The sequence below is a fragment of the Microbacterium luteolum genome, from assembly GCF_039533965.1.
Lineage (GTDB): Bacteria > Actinomycetota > Actinomycetes > Actinomycetales > Microbacteriaceae > Microbacterium > Microbacterium luteolum.
The window spans coordinates 199,724-215,462 of sequence record NZ_BAAAUN010000002.1 but is presented as its reverse complement, the minus strand read 5'-3'; the positions used below and the strand labels follow the sequence as shown (position 1 = coordinate 215,462).

Below are 15,739 nucleotides of genomic sequence, written 5' to 3'. Positions count from 1 at the left end.
CAGGCCATGGCCCCCAAGGTGCACAAGATCCACTCCCTGCCGGATGACTCTGCCTGGGACAAGGGCGTGCCGCCGGCAGGATCGCCGGAGCACCCGATGATGGTGCGCGGACTCGATCGCGTGCTGTCCATCCAGCGCCCCCTCGTGCTCGCCCACATCCGCAGCATCCGTCTCCGCAACCCGCAGGCGACGCCGGCAGAGATCATCCGGATCCTCGAGCGGCGGTACCTCGCCGCGGTCACGACGGGCGGCGCGGCCGTCGGCGCGACCGCGGTCGTCCCGGGCATCGGCACCGGGATCACGCTCGCCCTGTCGGGCGTCGAGACCGTGGGCTTCGTCGAGTCGACAGCTCTGTTCGCCCAGTCCGTCGCCGAGGTCCACGGCATCGCGATCGCCAATCCCGATCGCGCACGTGCGCTCGTGATGACCCTGATGCTGGGCAAGGAAGGCGTGGATCTCGTCGGACAGCTGGCGGGGCAGGTCGCAGGCCGCGGCGGCAGCAGATCGTCCTACTGGGGCGAACTGGTGACCAAATCGCTCCCGCGTGCGGCCGTCGGACCACTGGTCGATCGGCTCAAGAGCATGTTCGTCAAGCAGTTCGCAGCGAAGGGAGGCGCATCGGTCATCGGCAAGGCGCTCCCGTTCGGGATCGGCGCCGCGATCGGCGGCACCGGCAACCACATCCTCGGCCGCCGCGTGCTGACGACCTCGCACAAGGCGTTCGGTGCCGCTCCCGTGAACCTGCCACTCGAGCTCGAACCCGTCGAGGGCGCGGAGAAGCTCGAGCTCCGGATGCTGCGCGGCGCGCGGTTCGCCGGGAGTGCGGTCGCTGGGGCTGCCGGGACCGCCGTGCGCGGCGTCGGCTGGGCAGGCCGCAAGGTCGGCGAGGTGACCACGCGTCGTGGGCACCGGTCGGATGCTCCCGAGCTCGACGAGGGCGGCAGCGGGGCGCGGGGCGGTCACGACCTCTCCGGCATCGGGCCGCTCACGGACGAACCCAAGAACTGACCCTCACACTCAGGAGACCGCCAAAGGATCCGGCGGCCCGTTGTGCCGAGCATCCAACGGCCAGGGCCGACCCGGCGCTAGGGTGGAATCCGTGACGGACAAGCCCGACCTCTTTACCACCGCCGGCAAGATCGCGGATCTTCGCGCTCGCTACACCGAGGCCGTCGTCGACGCCGAGGAGAAGGCGAAGGAGAAGCAGCACGCCAAGGGCAAGATGACCGCCCGCGAGCGCATCGAACTCCTCGTCGACCCCGGCAGCTTCGTCGAATTCGACGAGTACGTGCGCCACCGCACGACCGCGTTCGGGATGGACCGGTCGCGCCCCTACGGCGACTCGGTCGTCACCGGCGTCGGCACCATCCACGGCCGCACCGTCGCCGTGTACTCCCAGGACTTCTCGACCTTCGGCGGCTCGCTCGGCGAGGTCGCCGGCGAGAAGATCATCAAGATCATGGAGTTCGCCCTGGCCGGTGGGATGCCGTGCATCGGCATCCTGGACTCCGGCGGCGCACGCATCCAGGAGGGCGTTGTCGCTCTCGGCAAGTACGGCGAGATCTTCCGGCTGAACACGCGGGCCTCCGGCGTGATCCCGCAGATCTCCATCATCATGGGTCCGGCCGCGGGTGGCGCGGTGTACTCCCCCGCCCTCACGGACTTCGTGATCATGGTCGACAAGACCAGCCAGATGTTCGTGACCGGCCCCGATGTGATCAAGACGGTCACCGGCGAGGACGTCGGCATGGAGGAGCTGGGTGGTGCCTACACGCACAACACGCGCTCGGGCGTCGCGCACTACCTGGCCGAGGACGAAGACGACGCGCTCGACTACGCGCGCACGCTGCTCAGCTTCCTGCCGGACAACAACATGTCCGAGCTGCCGTCGTACGAGGGCGTGTTCGAGTTCGAGACGACGGATGCCGACCGCACCCTGAACACGCTCATCCCGGACTCGGCGAACCAGCCGTATGACATCAAGACCGTCATCGAGCACGTCGTCGATCAGGGCGACTTCCTCGAAGTTCAGCCGCTGTTCGCGCCGAACATCGTCATCGGCTTCGGCCGCATCGACGGCCGTTCGGTCGGCATCATCGCGAACCAGCCCTCGCAGATGGCGGGAACCCTAAACATCCAGGCCGGCGAGAAGGCCAGCCGCTTCGTGCGCTTCTGCGACGCGTTCTCGATCCCGATCGTCACGCTGGTCGATGTGCCCGGCTACCTCCCCGGCACCGACCAGGAATGGGAGGGCGTGATCCGCCGAGGAGCGAAGCTGCTCTACGCCTACGCGGAGGCCACCGTTCCGCTCGTCACGGTGATCCTGCGCAAGGCCTACGGCGGCGCGTACATCGTCATGGGCTCCAAGCAGCTCGGCGCCGACGTCAACCTCGCCTGGCCTACCGCCGAGATCGCCGTCATGGGCGGTCAGGGTGCGGTCAACATCCTCTACCGCGGCGAGATCAAGAAGGCCGAGGAGGCCGGCGAAGACGTCGCCGCCGTCCGCACGCGCCTCGCCAACGAGTACACCTACGACGTGGCCTCACCCTTCCTCGCTGCCGAGCGCGGCGAGCTCGACGGCATCATCGAACCGGCGAACACCCGCGTCGCGATCGCGAAGGCGCTGCGCTCGCTGCGCGGCAAGCGCGCCGAGCTGCCGCCGAAGAAGCACGGGAACATCCCGCTGTGACCGAGTCGACCGCCTCCGCAGAGACGCCGGATGAGATGCCGCCGTCGCTCGAGATCACGCAGGGCGCCGCGACCGAGGAGGAGCTCGCCGCTCTCATCGCCGTGATCAGCGACGCCTACACGACAGAGGCGGCGGATGCCGTGGCCGACGAGCCGAGCGTGTCGGCGTGGACTCGCACGCAGCGCCCTCTCCGCAGGCCGCTGCGCCGCGACATCCCCTGGGGGCGCTACTCCGGCTGAGACACCGGAAGCGCCGGTGCGCGGAAGCGCAGCGTCACGAGCTGGAACGCACGAAGCTCCAGGTCGACCGCGCGCCCCTCGACGGCGCGGACCGCCGTGGCATCGATCTCCCGCTCGAGGAGGTCGGTCTCCGCGACCGCGGCGAAGTCGAAGGCCGCAGAGAGCCTCGCCGCCGCCCGCCCTCCGTGCGCCTCGTAAAGGCGCACGATCACGTCGCCGCTGCGGTCCTCGGCGAGCTTGACCGCTTCGACGACGACCGCATCCGATGACACGTCCAGCAGCGGCGCGACGGGCCCCGCTCCCGCGAGAGCGCGCACGGGCAGGTTCAGCCGGTACCCCTCGCGGATCGCATCGGCGATGGTCGCATCCGGCCGCACGCTCACCGTGAAGGTGTGCTCCCCCTGATCCGCATCGGGGTCGGGGAAGAGCGGAGCCCGGAGGAGCGAGAGCCGCACGGTCGTCGCGGTGCCACCGCCGCTGCGCGAGGTCCTCGTGATGTCGTGACCGTAGGTGGCGTCATTGGCCACGGCGACGCCGAAGCCCGGTTCACCCACGTGCACCCAGCGGTGCGCCACGGTCTCGAACCGGGCGGCATCCCAGGACGTGTTGGTGTGCGTGGGGCGATGCACGTGCCCGAACTGGATCTCGGAGGTCGCGCGATCGGTGTGCACGTCGAACGGGAAGGCGAGCTTCAGCAGCTTCTGGCGCTCGTGCCAGTCCACGGTGGTCGTGATGTCGAGTGCCCGCCCGCCGGAGGGGAGAGTCAGAGCCTGCGTGATCCGTGAGCCCCCCAGCGCACGGACCACGCAGACGATCGCCGCCGACGGATGCGGGACGATGTCGATCGAGACCACGTCCGTCACGTCGACGACGTGACGGCGGTAGTGCTCGTCGATATCCCAGGCATCCCATCGGCTGGGCGTGTCGCGATGCAGCTGGAGGAGGTTCCCCCGCTCCCCCGCCGCAATCGCATCCCTCCCGGTCGCGCGGGCGACGAGTGACGTCACCAGGCCCGCATCGTCGATCGAGACCGTCAGGTGCTCGTTCTCCAACACGAAGCCGCCCGTCGTCCGCGCGACCGCCGCAGGGACCCCAGTACCCTGCACGGCGGAGATCCCCATCGCCGCCGTTCCCTCCTTCGCGTAGGGTCCGGCGTCCGCGACCAGCTCGGTGTCTCCCGAGCCGGCCACGACGGCCAGCGCCCCTGCGATGATGCGCTCCGTCGAGGCGAGCACCTCGGCGTAGCGTCGTTCGGCCTCCCGGTGCACCCAGCCGATCGAGCTGCCGGGGAGGATGTCATGGAACTGCTGCAGCAGCACGGTCTCCCACGCGGCATCCAGCTCGTCGTACGGGTAGGGCTCGCCGCGCAACGCGGCGGCCGTGGCCCAGAGCTCGGCCTCCTTCAGCGTGTGCTCGCTGCGCCGATTTCCCCGTTTCGTGCGGGACTGCGACGTGTAGGTGCCGCGATGGAACTCGAGGTACATCTCGCCGGACCACACCGGCGGGGCGGGATATTCCGCCTCGGCGGCCTCGAAGAAGCGACGCGGGGTCGAGAGGGTCACGGTCGGCGAGCCCTCGAGCGACCGCAGCCGTGTCGCTGCCGCCACCATCTCCCGGTTCGGACCGCCCCCGCCATCGCCGTAACCGAACGGGACGAGGGAGGTGTTCGCCACGCCCTTCTCGGCATACTGCCGTTCCGCTCGCGCCAGCTCCTCACCGGTGAGCTGGGCGTTGTAGGTGTCGACCGGAGGGAAGTGCGTGAAGATCCTCGTGCCGTCGATGCCCTCCCACAGGAAGGTGTGGTGCGGCATGACGTTCGTCTCGTTCCACGACATCTTCTGCGTCAGCATCCATCGCGATCCCGCCGCCCTGGCGATCTGCGGGAGCGCCGCGGAGTAGCCGAAGGAGTCCGGGAGCCAGACGTCGAGCGGCTCGACGCCGAACTCCTCCAGGAAGAAGCGCTTGCCGCGCACGAACTGCCTCGCCAGCGCCTCACCGCCCGGCATGTTGGTGTCGGACTCGACCCACATTCCCCCGGCCGGCACGAATCGACCTGCGGCGACTGCCTCGCGCATACGTGCGAACAGCTCGGGCTGGAACTGCTTCATCCAGGCGTACTGCTGCGCAGACGACGCCGCGAAGGCGAAGTCGGGGTCCGCCTGCTGCAGGGACAGGACGTTCGAGAACGTCCTGGCGACCTTGCGCTGCGTCTCGCGGACGGGCCACAGCCATGCGGAGTCGATGTGCGCGTGGCCGACCGCGTGCAGGGAGTGCGCGGACGCGGATGCCGGGCGCGCGAGGACCCCGACGAGTTCGGCCCGCGCATCCACCGCGGTGCCGGCGACGTCCTCCGGGTCGGTCACGTCGATCATGCGCTCCAGCGCACGGAGGATCTCCGCGCGGCGAGGCGATTCCGCCGGAAGTGCGCCCATCAGCCCACGCAGCACCGCGACATCCTGCAGGAGCTCCCAGACGGTGACATCGAGGATGCCGATGTCGGCCCGCCGGAGCACGTAGAGCGGTTCCTCCCCCGCGGACTCCCATTGACCGAACGGCGTGGGCGCGAAGGTCCATCCCGCGGCGATGTCCGGATTCGCCGCGGCTTCGAGATAGAGATCGATCGGGTCCCCGGCGGTCCCCTCCAGCGGGACATGGGCGTTCCTCGGCTCGACGGCTTTCACGATGGATCCGTCCGGGCGGTACACGGTGCCCTCGGCCTGGAAACCGGGCTCGGCACCGTTGAACCCGAGATCGAAGATCAGCTCGGCCCGCTGCCCGTCGTCGACCGTCGGCACGACGCCGATCACGTGCAGCCACATCGTGCTCCAGGCACGGCCCCACGAGCTGCCGACGGAGAAGGGCACGAAGGTCTGCACCACGGCCTCGGCGAACGGCACCGGCTCGCCCGGAGCGCTCCACGACCGGAGCTCCAGCTCCTGCGTCCGCGCATATACGGCGGGGTGGAGACGCTCCTCCGCGAAGCGCTGGATGCGCGCTTCCACGAGGGACGAGTTGTCATGCATCGGTGATCCGATCGCTGGGGGTGATCCCAGATAATACATCGATTGGACTTAATCCGACAAGGCTCCCCTGCGCTCTCCGCGTCCGGTGCTCAATGCTCCAGCAGCAGATCCGTCGTCCGAGGCGTGAGCACCGAGTCCAGGACCACGCAGGCAGCCCCCACAGCGCCGACGTCGACTCCGACGACCGTGCCGGCGACCGGAAGCGTCCGCACCGCGCGTGTGGCGCTCAGGCGCTCGAGCCGTCCGGGGATCTCTCGCAGGTACACGTCGGAGAGCCGAGGCCAGAACGGGCCTCCGAACACGACGCGGTCCACATCCAGCAGGTTGGTCAGCACGGCGGTCAGCACGGCCATGTGACCGGCCGCCTGGCGGAGCACCCGTGCGGCAGGGCCGTCGCCGGCCGCCGCACGCTCGCACAGCTGCGTGAAACGCGCCTCGACGGCCTCGACATCACTCGCCTCTCGGTCGTCCGGGAACACTCCGGCATGCTCCGCCTGCTCGACGATCGCCTGCGGCGTGCACACGACCTCGACGCAGCCGCGCGATCCGCACAGGCAGGCGGGACCATCCGGGTCGACGACGATGTGGCCGATCTCCCCGAGGTTCTGCGTGTTCCCGCGGACCACGTCGCCGTCTCTGGCGAGGGCGGCGCCGATCCCGGTGCCGAGGTAGACGAAGACGAACGAGTCGTCCGACGAACCCGGGCGGGTCCAGAGCTCGCCCACCGCCGCCGCTGTCGTGTCCTTCTCGAGGGTCACCGGGAGCCCCGTCGCCTCCGCCAGGACCGAGCGCAGCGGCACGCGGTGCCAGCCGAGCAGCTTCGGCGGATCGATCACGGTCCCCATGGCCGGATCCAGCGGCCCGGGGGCGGCCACCCCCACCCCCGCGATGCGCGAGCGATCCACCCCGGCGGCGGTTATCAGTGAATCGATCGTGGTCGCCATGGCCTCGACGATCCGGCGCGGGTCCTTCTTCGGGGTCCGCACCGCCATGCGACGCACGACGGCTCCCGACAGGTCGAGGAGCACGAAGGTCATGATGGCGGGGTCGAGGTGCACGCCGACCGAGAAGCGGCTCTCCGCGATGAGGCGCAGGGTCACCCGGGGCTTGCCCGGGCCGTTGATCGTGCGTCCGGCCTCGCGGATGAATCCGTCATCGAGCAGTCTGCGGGTGATGTTCGTGACGGTCTGGGCGGAAAGGCCCGTCGCCTCGACGAGCTCGATCCTGCTCAGCCCTTCGCCGGAGCGCCGGATGGCCTCCAGGATCACGGACTGGTTGAAATCGCCCATCCGCGGGAGGTTGGTTCCGCGACGCATTCCCATCGTCTTATGATCCCTCATCGCCGGTGATTCCGTGTCCCCCAAAATACCTACAGACAAGTTCTCCATGACCCACCAGACTGAAGGAGACGCTTCGCGTTCGGCTGGTCTCTCTGTCCCAGGGTAGACAGACGCTGATCGGCCACCAGCGGACGGTTTTCGGGTAACTGTCCGCACGGCGAGGGGCAGGCGGCACAGCCGCCGCCCCTCGCCCACTTCCGTCCTGCCTTCGGGACCCCGGTCATCCGGTCGGGGCTTCGCGCAGGATCTCGTGCCAGAGTTCGACGGAGTCGTCATCACCGGAGGACCGGGCGCCCGCGCGGCCGACGACGGTGACCGCGACGCGCGGATCCTTGGCAGAGCGGATGATCAGGCGGCCGGCCTCGGCGCGGGCCAACGTCACCGCGAGCTCGTCACGGATCTCGACCCGCCGCTCCTCCTCCACCCCATCGAGACCGCCTTCGTCGAACACGGTCACGGTCACGCCGCGCCGCCGAGCAGCCTCGATCGCGTCACGCACCGCGTCGTTGAGCAGATCCGCGCCGCGCAGCTCATCGCGCAGCCGCCCTTCGGCGAGCCGCGCCTCCAGCTGCTCCCGCTCGTCGAGGGCACCCCGGGACGCGACGACGCGACTCAGCACGGGCCCCGCCACGGCGAGGGCGAACTGCGTGCGCAGGCGTCGTTCACGCTGGCGGACCAGCTGCGTGGCGTGCCAGGCCGACACGGCCTGCTGGATCTCGGCCAGACGCTCGGTGTCCCGGACCGCACGATCCCAGAACATCACGAGCAGCTGGGCGATGAGGACCCACATGATCGATCCGACCAGCCCGAGGTTCAGCGAGACCACCATCCCCAGGTACGCCGACGATGTCGCGACGAGCATGGCCAGGGTGAACCATCCGATCAGCGCCCGACGACGGACGACGCACACCACGCCGAGCAGGCCCAGTCCGCCGATGTACCAGGTGGCGAACGGCTCCGTGCGGTCCGCAGGATCGAGCGAGAACGTGACCAGCACGGGGATCAGCACGCTGGCGACCGCGGACAGCACCGCCGTCCACAGCGGCATCCGCACCGACGCGGCATCCGCCAGGATCGCGATGTTCACCACGGCGAGGTACAGCCCGATCGCCAGCACCATCAGCAGCGGCGCGGTGGGCTGCTCGATCCACCACACGCCGCGGGCGACGAAGTACATGGCGAAGCCGACGGCGAGTGAGGTCGCGACACTGCGGACGGTGCGGTTCACGCGCGCTCCCACCCGAGGGTCACGGTCGTCCCGTGCTCGTCGGAGTCGATTCCCGCCGTGCCGGCGACACCGGCCATCCGCGCGAAGATCGATGCACGGATGCCGAGGCGATCGGCTCCGATCTCGTCGATGTCGAAACCGGATCCGGTATCCGAGATCGTGACGCGGATGCCCTCGTCGCCGTGCCCCTCGGCGACGATGTGCAGCCCGCGCCCGCCGGCGTGCGACACCGCGTTGCCGATGGCCTGACGGGCGGCCAGCACGAGTGCGCGTGCGGCGCGGCCCGGGATCAGGCCGATCCCGCCGCGCTCCTCCACGATCGCGTCGGCACCGAGCTCCGAGAGCGAACGGCGCAGCTCGACGACGATCTGCGCCGTCCCGACCGGCTCGTCGCTCCCCTCCTGCGCCACCGCACCCTCGGTGTTGGCGAGACGGGTGAGCGCCTCGCGCGCCATCGCGACCGCGAGCTCCCGCGCTCGCTCGCCCTCGGCGCGCTCCCCGGCGATCAGGGCCGCCAGCACGCTGTCGTGCATGAGAGCGGACATCGCCACGCGCTCCTCCTCGGCCGCGGCGGCCGCGGCAGCAGCGGCATACGACGCGACGGCCCGTCCGCGCGCCTCGTCGACACCTGCGGCGACCGAGCGGAACATCCACCCGAGCGAGATGATGACCACGCCGAGGATGAGCGTGAAGGAGACGTCGAACGCCGTCGTCACCCAGAACTCACGGGAGAACTCGCCCTGCACCAGCCGCACGTACCCGTAGACGAACGGCATCCCGAAGGCCCAGGCGAACTGGACGCGCACCGGGAACGCGAGCATGGCGGCGACGACGCCGACGTTCACGAGGAAGAAGATCCACGGCTGGTCGTCCGCGACCTTGTCGGACGGATCGACCACGAGCGGCCACGCGGCGAGCGCGAGCACGTAGGCGACGGCGAAGACGCCGGACGCGACGCGCACGCCGCGCCCGATCACGCAGGCCAGCAGCATCGCCGCCAAAGGCGCGAACACCACCACGAGCGTCGTGACATGCGCCGCGTCGGCAGCGGAGATCGTGCTGATGGCCGCGATCAGGGCCTGTGCACCGAGCGCCGCGGAGCCGATGGCGACGACGATCGCGAGGATCCGTTCCATGCGCTTGCCCGTGAAGCGCTCGAACTCGGTCTCCGCAGCGCCCGGAGAGGGGATCTTGCTCCAGGCGTCACGGATGCTGAGCGGGTCAACGGGCACTCGTGGCCCCGTCGGCCGCGACGATGCCGTCCTCCATCGCCCGGCGGAGGAGGTCGACCTTGGTCGGAGCGGGGCGGCCCACCTCGACGTACTTCACCCGGATCCGCGTGATGTTTTCCTTCGCCGTGGAGTACGCGACTCCGAGCCGCTCGGCGACCGCCTTCAGCGGCAGACCGGTGGCGTAGAGCCGGAGCACCTCGCGCTCGCGCGTCGAGAGCTGTGCGTCGGCGAAGGCCCGATCGCCGTCGACCGCACTCGCCCACTCGACGTTGTTGAGAGCCTCCCCCTGCGCGACCGTGCGGATCGCGTCGAGCACGTCATCGAGCGCGGACGACTTGCTGACGACTCCCGCCGCTCCGGCGGACAGCGCCTCGCGCACCGCGGCAGGGCGGTCGGCGACGCTGTGGATCACGACGCTCGCGCCGTCACCGACGAGCGCGCGCACGTTCTCGGTCACGGTGGTGCCGTCGCCGAGGGTGAGGTCGAGGACCACGACATCTGCCGGGGGCGCACCCGTCGCACGCCGCCACTCGAGATACGAGCCGACGGTGCTCCCGGAGAACACCACGTTCTGCGCATCGCGCGCGCACGCGGCCTCGAGGCCGAGGCGAACGGACTCGTGATCGTCGATGAGTGCGACCGTGCTCATCCGCCCAGCCTAGTGAGTCCCCGACCGGGGGCCCGCGAGCAGGGTCACCGCGTCAGCAGCGCGACGACCTCGAAGTGGTGGGAATGGGGGAACAGATCGAAGCCGCGCAGGCGGTCGACCTTCCACCCCAGGGTCCGGAAGGTCCCGAGGTCGCGGGCGAGTGCGACCGGATCACACGCGACGTAGGCGATCGCCTCGGGCGCAAGGGCGTGCACCGCGTCGACCACCTGACGCCCCGCACCCGCGCGCGGCGGATCGAGGATGACGGCACCGGTGCGGCCCGCGCCCTTGCGGGACGAGAGGAATGCGTCGACGCGTGCGGTCACCGCGGCGACCTCGAGCGGAGCGAGGTTCGCGGCCGCGTGCTCGGTGGCCCGCGCGCTCGACTCGACCGTGACGATGTCGGTGCCGCCGAGGTCGGCGAGGGTCGCGGCGAACAGTCCGACGCCGCCGTAGAGGTCGTAGTGCGTCCTGTCCCCGTCGACGTGGCCGTCGAGGATGCCGTACACCGCGGCGTCGAGCACGGATGCCGCCCGCGGATGCACCTGCCAGAACCCCGTCGAGTCGACCTGGAAGCGCCGATCGCCGACGACCTCGTGGATCACCTCGGGGGTCGGGCGGCGCCGGAAGCCGCGTGCGACGCGGGCGGGGCGCTCGGTCTCCTCCCGGCGGATGATGCGCACCTTCCCGTCGGCGGGCTCGACGAGCTCGATGCGGCCTGGTGCCTCGCCGTGCAGCGCGAGCGCGGCCTCGGCGATGGCCGGGCGGGAGAGCGGATACGAGGAGACAGGGATGACACGGTGGCTGCGAGCCGCGAACGGACCCACCTCGCCGGCGTCGTCCACGTGCAGCGTCACCCTCGTGCGCCAGCCCGTGCCGTCGCCCGACTCGACGGCCTCGATCTCCGGAGCCTCGAGCCCCGTGCCGGCGAAGCGGTCGAGCGCCTCGGTCAGCACCTGGCGCTTCAGCGTGCGCTGGTGGGTCAGATCGATGTGACCGAGATCGGCGCCGCCCGGACGGTCGGCCGGATCGCGCGCGACGTCGGCCTCCGGCCAGATGTGCGGACGGCGGTGCTCCGAGGCGTCGAGCACCTCGATCGTCTCCGCCCGCCAGAAGCTGCGAGTCGAGGCATCCGCTCCCTCCTGCGGCTCGAGGAGTCGCGCACGGACGCGCTCCCCCGGAATCGCGTCCGACACGAACACCACCCGGCCTTCGTGGCGGGCGATGAACGTGCCACCGTGCGCGATCCCGGTGATGTCGAGTTCGAGCACGTCGGCTGGGGAGGAAGTCATCCTTCGAGGATACGGTGGTGAACATGCGCGTCTGCCTCGCCTCGACCTCGCCCGCCCGTCTGATGCTGCTGCGACAGGCCGGCATCGAGCCCCTCACCCTGTCGCCCGACGTCGACGAGGATGCCGTCGCTGCCGCGGCCGCAGCCGAGCGGGGTGCCGAACTCGCTCCCGAGGAGCTCGTGCTGCTGCTCGCCCGCGCCAAGGCAACGGATGTCGCCCGGCGTCTGTCCGAGGAGGGCGAATTCGACGGCCTCGTCATCGGCGGAGACTCGATGTTCGCGCTCGGCGGTCGCGTGTACGGCAAGCCCTACACGCAGGACGAGGCGACCAGGCGGTGGCAGGAGATGCGCGGTGCCACCGGCATCCTGCACTCCGGGCACTCCGTCTTCCGCGTCTCCCCCGGTGCCGCGCCCGTCGAGGCGACGGCGGTCGCGGCCGCATCCGTGACCTTCGCCGACGACATCGACGACGAGGAGATCGCCGCCTATGTCGCATCAGGAGAGCCCCTCCACGTGGCCGGCGCCTTCACGGTCGACAGCCTCGGCGGTGCCTTCATCACCCGCGTGGACGGCGACCCCTCGACCGTGGTGGGCATGTCGCTGTCGACGATCCGTCGTCTGGCGGGCGAGCTGGGCGTCCGATGGACCGATCTCTGGTCGTAGACTCTCGTCGACGTTTTCCCGGCTTTCTTGTGGAGGGTCGTCAAATGGATCGAGGGCCTTCTCGCTAGGCTGGCAACCATGCCTGCTATCGCCAAGGTGCTCATCGCCAACCGCGGCGAGATCGCCGTCCGCATCATCCGTGCCGCTCGCGACTCCGGGATCGCCTCGGTCGCCGTATACGCCGATCAGGATCGGGACGCCCTGCACACGCGGCTCGCCGACGAGGCGTACGCGCTCGGCGGTGCGACCAGCGCCGAGACCTACCTCCAGATCGAGAAGATCCTCTCGGTGGCCCGCCGCGCCGGCGCGGACGCCGTGCATCCCGGTTACGGATTCCTCGCCGAGAACGCCGAGTTCGCCCGTGCCGTGATCGACGCCGGCATGATCTGGATCGGCCCGTCGCCTGCCGCCATCGAAGCACTCGGCGACAAGGTGACCGCCCGCCACGTTGCCGAGAAGGTCGGCGCGCCGCTGGCTCCCGGCACCCCTGGTCCGGTCGAGACCGCCGACGAGGTCGTGGCGTTCGCGAAGGAGTTCGGCCTGCCGATCGCCATCAAGGCCGCATACGGCGGCGGCGGTCGCGGTCTCAAGGTCGCCCGCGAGCTCGACGAGGTCGCGGAGCTCTTCGAATCCGCGACCCGCGAGGCTGTCACTGCCTTCGGTCGCGGCGAGTGCTTCGTCGAGAAGTACCTGGACAAGCCGCGGCACGTCGAGACCCAGTGCCTGGCGGATGCCGCCGGCAACGTCGTCGTGATCTCGACGCGCGACTGCTCGCTGCAGCGCCGCCACCAGAAGCTCGTCGAGGAGGCGCCCGCGCCGTTCCTCACCACGGAGCAGAACGATCTGCTGTACTCCGCGTCCAAGGCCATCCTGAAAGAGGTCGGCTACGTGGGCGCCGGCACCTGCGAGTTCCTGATCGGCGCCGACGGCACCGTGTCGTTCCTCGAGGTGAACACCCGCCTGCAGGTCGAGCACCCGGTCTCGGAGGAGGTCACCGGCATCGATCTCGTGCGCGAGCAGTTCCGCATCGCGGCCGGCGGCACGATCGACTACGACGACCCGACGCCGCAGGGGCACTCGATCGAGTTCCGCATCAACGGCGAAGACCCGGGCCGCGGGTTCCTCCCCCAGCCGGGTCCGATCCACGTCTTCAAGACCTTCGGCGGCCCCGGCATCCGTCTCGACTCCGGCGTCACCGCGGGTGACTCGGTCTCCGGCGCCTTCGACTCGCTGCTCGCGAAGATCATCGTGACCGGCAAGGACCGCGCCGAAGCCCTCGAGCGCTCCCGCCGGGCCCTCGACGAGTTCGAGGTCGCCGGGATGCCGACCGTCCTGCCCTTCCACCGCAAGGTCGTGCGCGACCCCGCCTTCACCGCGGAGAACGGCGAGTTCGGCATCTTCACCCGGTGGATCGAGACCGAGTTCGTGAACGACATCCCCGCCTGGGACGGCGAACTCGAATCGCCGACGTCGACCGGCTCACGCCACACGGTGGTCGTCGAGGTCGCGGGCAAGCGCCTCGAGGTGAGCCTCCCGGATCGCGTGGCCGCCCCGGCCGGCACGACCGGTCGTCCGGCGGCTGTGCCGCCGTCGCGTCGCAGCCACGCCACGACCGTCAACGCCGGCGCTTCCGGCGACGCGGTGAAATCGCCCATGCAGGCGACGATCGTCAAGATCGCGGTCGAAGAGGGCCAGCAGGTCGTCAAGGGCGACCTCGTCGTCGTGCTCGAGGCGATGAAGATGGAGCAGCCGCTGCAGGCGCACAAGGACGGCGTCGTGGGCAACATCAACGCGGATGCCGGGGCCACGGTCTCGGCGGGGCATCAGCTGCTCACCATCAGCTGACGATCGACACGAGAAAGGGCGCCCCGCCGAAGCGGGGCGCCCTTTCTCGTGCGTCAGGAGATGTAGCCGAGGTGCATCGCGCGGCTGGCGTCGGTGATGCTGCTCGACAGCGACGGGTACGCCGCGAAGACCCGGGAGACCTGGTCGACCGTGAGCCGCCGCTCGACGGCGACCGCGATCGGGTAGATGAGCTCCGAGGCCTTCGGCGCCACGATGACGCCGCCGATCACGGTGCCCGATCCCTTGCGGGCGATGATCTTCACGAAGCCGTCCTTGATCCCCATCATCTTCGCGCGCGGGTTGGCGGCGAGGGGGAGCTTGTAGACGAGGCCGTCGGCGACGCCGTCCTCCACGTCCTTCTCCGAGTAGCCGACCGTGGCGATCTCCGGGGCGGTGAAGATGTTCGAGGTGATCTTGATCAGCTCGAGCGGGATCACGATGTCGCCGAGCGCGTGGAACACCGCGGTGCGTCCCTGCATGGAGGCGACCGAGGCGAGCGGGAAGAAGTTCGTGCAGTCGCCGACCGCGTACACGTTCGGGACCGAGGTGCGTGCGACCTTGTTGACGCGGACGTGGCCCGACTCGTTGAGCTCGACGCCCGCCTCCTCGAGGCCGATGCCGGCGGTGTTGGGGATCGAGCCGACCGCCATCAGGCAGTGGCTGCCCTCGACCGTGCGGCCGTCGGACAGCGTGACCGTGACGCCGTCCTTGGCCGCCTCGACCTTGTCGGCGCGGGACTTGGAGAGCACGGTCATGCCGCCGCGTTTGAAGACCTTCTCCAGGACGCTCGCCGCGTCCTTGTCCTCCCCTGGCAGCACCTGGTCGCGGCTCGAGACGAGCGTGACCTTCGCACCGAGGTTCATGTAGGCGGAGGCGAACTCCGCACCCGTCACGCCGGAGCCGACGACGATGAGGTGCTCCGGGAGCGCCTTCATGTCGTACAGCTGCGTCCACGTCAGGATGCGCTTGCCGTCGGGTTTCGCGGAGTCCAGCTCGCGCGGCGCGGCGCCGACCGCCACGATGATCGTGTCGGCCTCGACGCGGTCGAAGTCGGTCCCGCCCTGGCCGGTCGACACGATGATGGCGTTCGCTCCCTCGAGCCGGCCGTGTCCGGAGAGTATCCGCACGCCGGCGTCCAGGAGAGTGGAGCGCATGTCCTCCGACTGCTGACCGGCGAGCGCGAGGAGGCGCTTGTTCACGGCGGCGAGGTTGATCGCGATCTCGGGCTTCAGCGGCTTGCCGTGGTCGCCCTTCGCGTAGAAGTTCACGCCGAGGTCGCTCGCCTCGGAGATCGCGACGGCCGCGTCGGCCGTGGCGATCAGGCTCTTCGACGGCACGACATCCGTCAGGACGGCGGCTCCGCCGACGCCCACGCGCTCGATCAGCGTCACCTCGGCTCCGAGCTGAGCGGCCGCCAGGGCCGCCTCGTATCCGCCGGGACCGCCGCCGAGGACGGCGACGCGCTGAGTGCGCTCGAAAGGGGTGGAAGTCATGGAATCCATTCTTCCGCAATCCTGGCCCCGGAGCCTGCACCTTCCTA

Annotated in this window: 12 protein-coding genes; 5 read left to right on the top strand and 7 right to left on the bottom strand. The window is 70.0% G+C overall.

Features of this window, described 5'->3' with window-relative positions; translation table 11 throughout:
* Positions 1-6 precede the first annotated feature (6 nt).
* The 3 genes from ABD648_RS19830 (at position 7) to ABD648_RS19820 (ending at position 2,928) form a co-directional block, all read left to right on the top strand.
* Positions 7-1,008, top strand: a complete 1,002-nt coding sequence (locus ABD648_RS19830) for a hypothetical protein (RefSeq protein ID WP_282216645.1) — start codon at positions 7-9, stop codon at positions 1,006-1,008.
* Positions 1,009-1,099: 91 nt separating this feature from the next.
* Positions 1,100-2,689 (top strand): acyl-CoA carboxylase subunit beta, encoded by a 1,590-nt coding sequence (locus ABD648_RS19825; RefSeq protein WP_425561736.1) that lies wholly within the window; start codon positions 1,100-1,102, stop codon positions 2,687-2,689.
* Positions 2,686-2,928 (top strand): acyl-CoA carboxylase subunit epsilon, encoded by a 243-nt coding sequence (locus ABD648_RS19820; protein ID WP_282216643.1) that lies wholly within the window; start codon positions 2,686-2,688, stop codon positions 2,926-2,928. Before ABD648_RS19825 ends, ABD648_RS19820 begins: the two co-directional genes overlap by 4 nt.
* Here the strand turns inward: ABD648_RS19820 and ABD648_RS19815 are convergent.
* The 6 genes from ABD648_RS19815 to ABD648_RS19790 all read right to left on the bottom strand — a co-directional run bounded on the left by ABD648_RS19815 (position 2,916) and on the right by ABD648_RS19790 (position 11,692).
* Positions 2,916-5,951, bottom strand: coding sequence for an alpha-mannosidase (locus ABD648_RS19815; protein WP_282216642.1), 3,036 nt, complete (start codon positions 5,949-5,951; stop codon positions 2,916-2,918). The genes ABD648_RS19820 and ABD648_RS19815 overlap by 13 nt on opposite strands.
* Before the next feature lie 89 nt (positions 5,952-6,040).
* Entirely contained in the window at positions 6,041-7,240 is a 1,200-nt protein-coding gene (locus ABD648_RS19810; RefSeq protein WP_282217458.1) for an ROK family transcriptional regulator, read from the bottom strand.
* A gap of 271 nt (positions 7,241-7,511) precedes the next feature.
* Entirely contained in the window at positions 7,512-8,519 is a 1,008-nt protein-coding gene (locus tag ABD648_RS19805; RefSeq protein WP_282216641.1) for a hypothetical protein, read from the bottom strand.
* A complete protein-coding gene (locus ABD648_RS19800) occupies positions 8,516-9,751 on the bottom strand; it encodes a sensor histidine kinase (protein WP_282216640.1) in 1,236 nt (411 codons plus the stop codon). The genes ABD648_RS19805 and ABD648_RS19800 overlap by 4 nt, the downstream gene beginning before the upstream one ends.
* Positions 9,741-10,400: a response regulator transcription factor gene (locus ABD648_RS19795; protein ID WP_282216639.1), complete on the bottom strand. Its 660-nt coding sequence runs from the start codon at positions 10,398-10,400 to the stop codon at positions 9,741-9,743. The genes ABD648_RS19800 and ABD648_RS19795 overlap by 11 nt, the downstream gene beginning before the upstream one ends.
* A gap of 44 nt (positions 10,401-10,444) precedes the next feature.
* The gene (locus ABD648_RS19790) at positions 10,445-11,692 is read right to left on the bottom strand and encodes a class I SAM-dependent RNA methyltransferase (protein ID WP_282216638.1); all 1,248 of its coding nucleotides are present in this window, start codon (positions 11,690-11,692) and stop codon (positions 10,445-10,447) included.
* A gap of 23 nt (positions 11,693-11,715) precedes the next feature.
* Between ABD648_RS19790 and ABD648_RS19785 the strand changes: the two genes are divergently transcribed.
* Both ABD648_RS19785 and ABD648_RS19780 read left to right on the top strand, forming a co-directional pair.
* Entirely contained in the window at positions 11,716-12,354 is a 639-nt protein-coding gene (locus tag ABD648_RS19785; RefSeq protein WP_282217457.1) for a Maf family protein, read from the top strand.
* A gap of 78 nt (positions 12,355-12,432) precedes the next feature.
* Positions 12,433-14,199 carry an acetyl/propionyl/methylcrotonyl-CoA carboxylase subunit alpha gene (locus ABD648_RS19780; RefSeq protein WP_282216637.1) on the top strand — a complete coding sequence of 589 codons (1,767 nt, stop codon included), beginning with the start codon at positions 12,433-12,435 and terminating at the stop codon, positions 14,197-14,199.
* A gap of 53 nt (positions 14,200-14,252) precedes the next feature.
* Here ABD648_RS19780 and ABD648_RS19775 read toward each other — a convergent pair whose 3' ends face one another.
* The gene (locus ABD648_RS19775) at positions 14,253-15,701 is read right to left on the bottom strand and encodes an NAD(P)H-quinone dehydrogenase (protein ID WP_282216636.1); all 1,449 of its coding nucleotides are present in this window, start codon (positions 15,699-15,701) and stop codon (positions 14,253-14,255) included.
* Between the last annotated feature and the right edge of the window lie 38 nt (positions 15,702-15,739).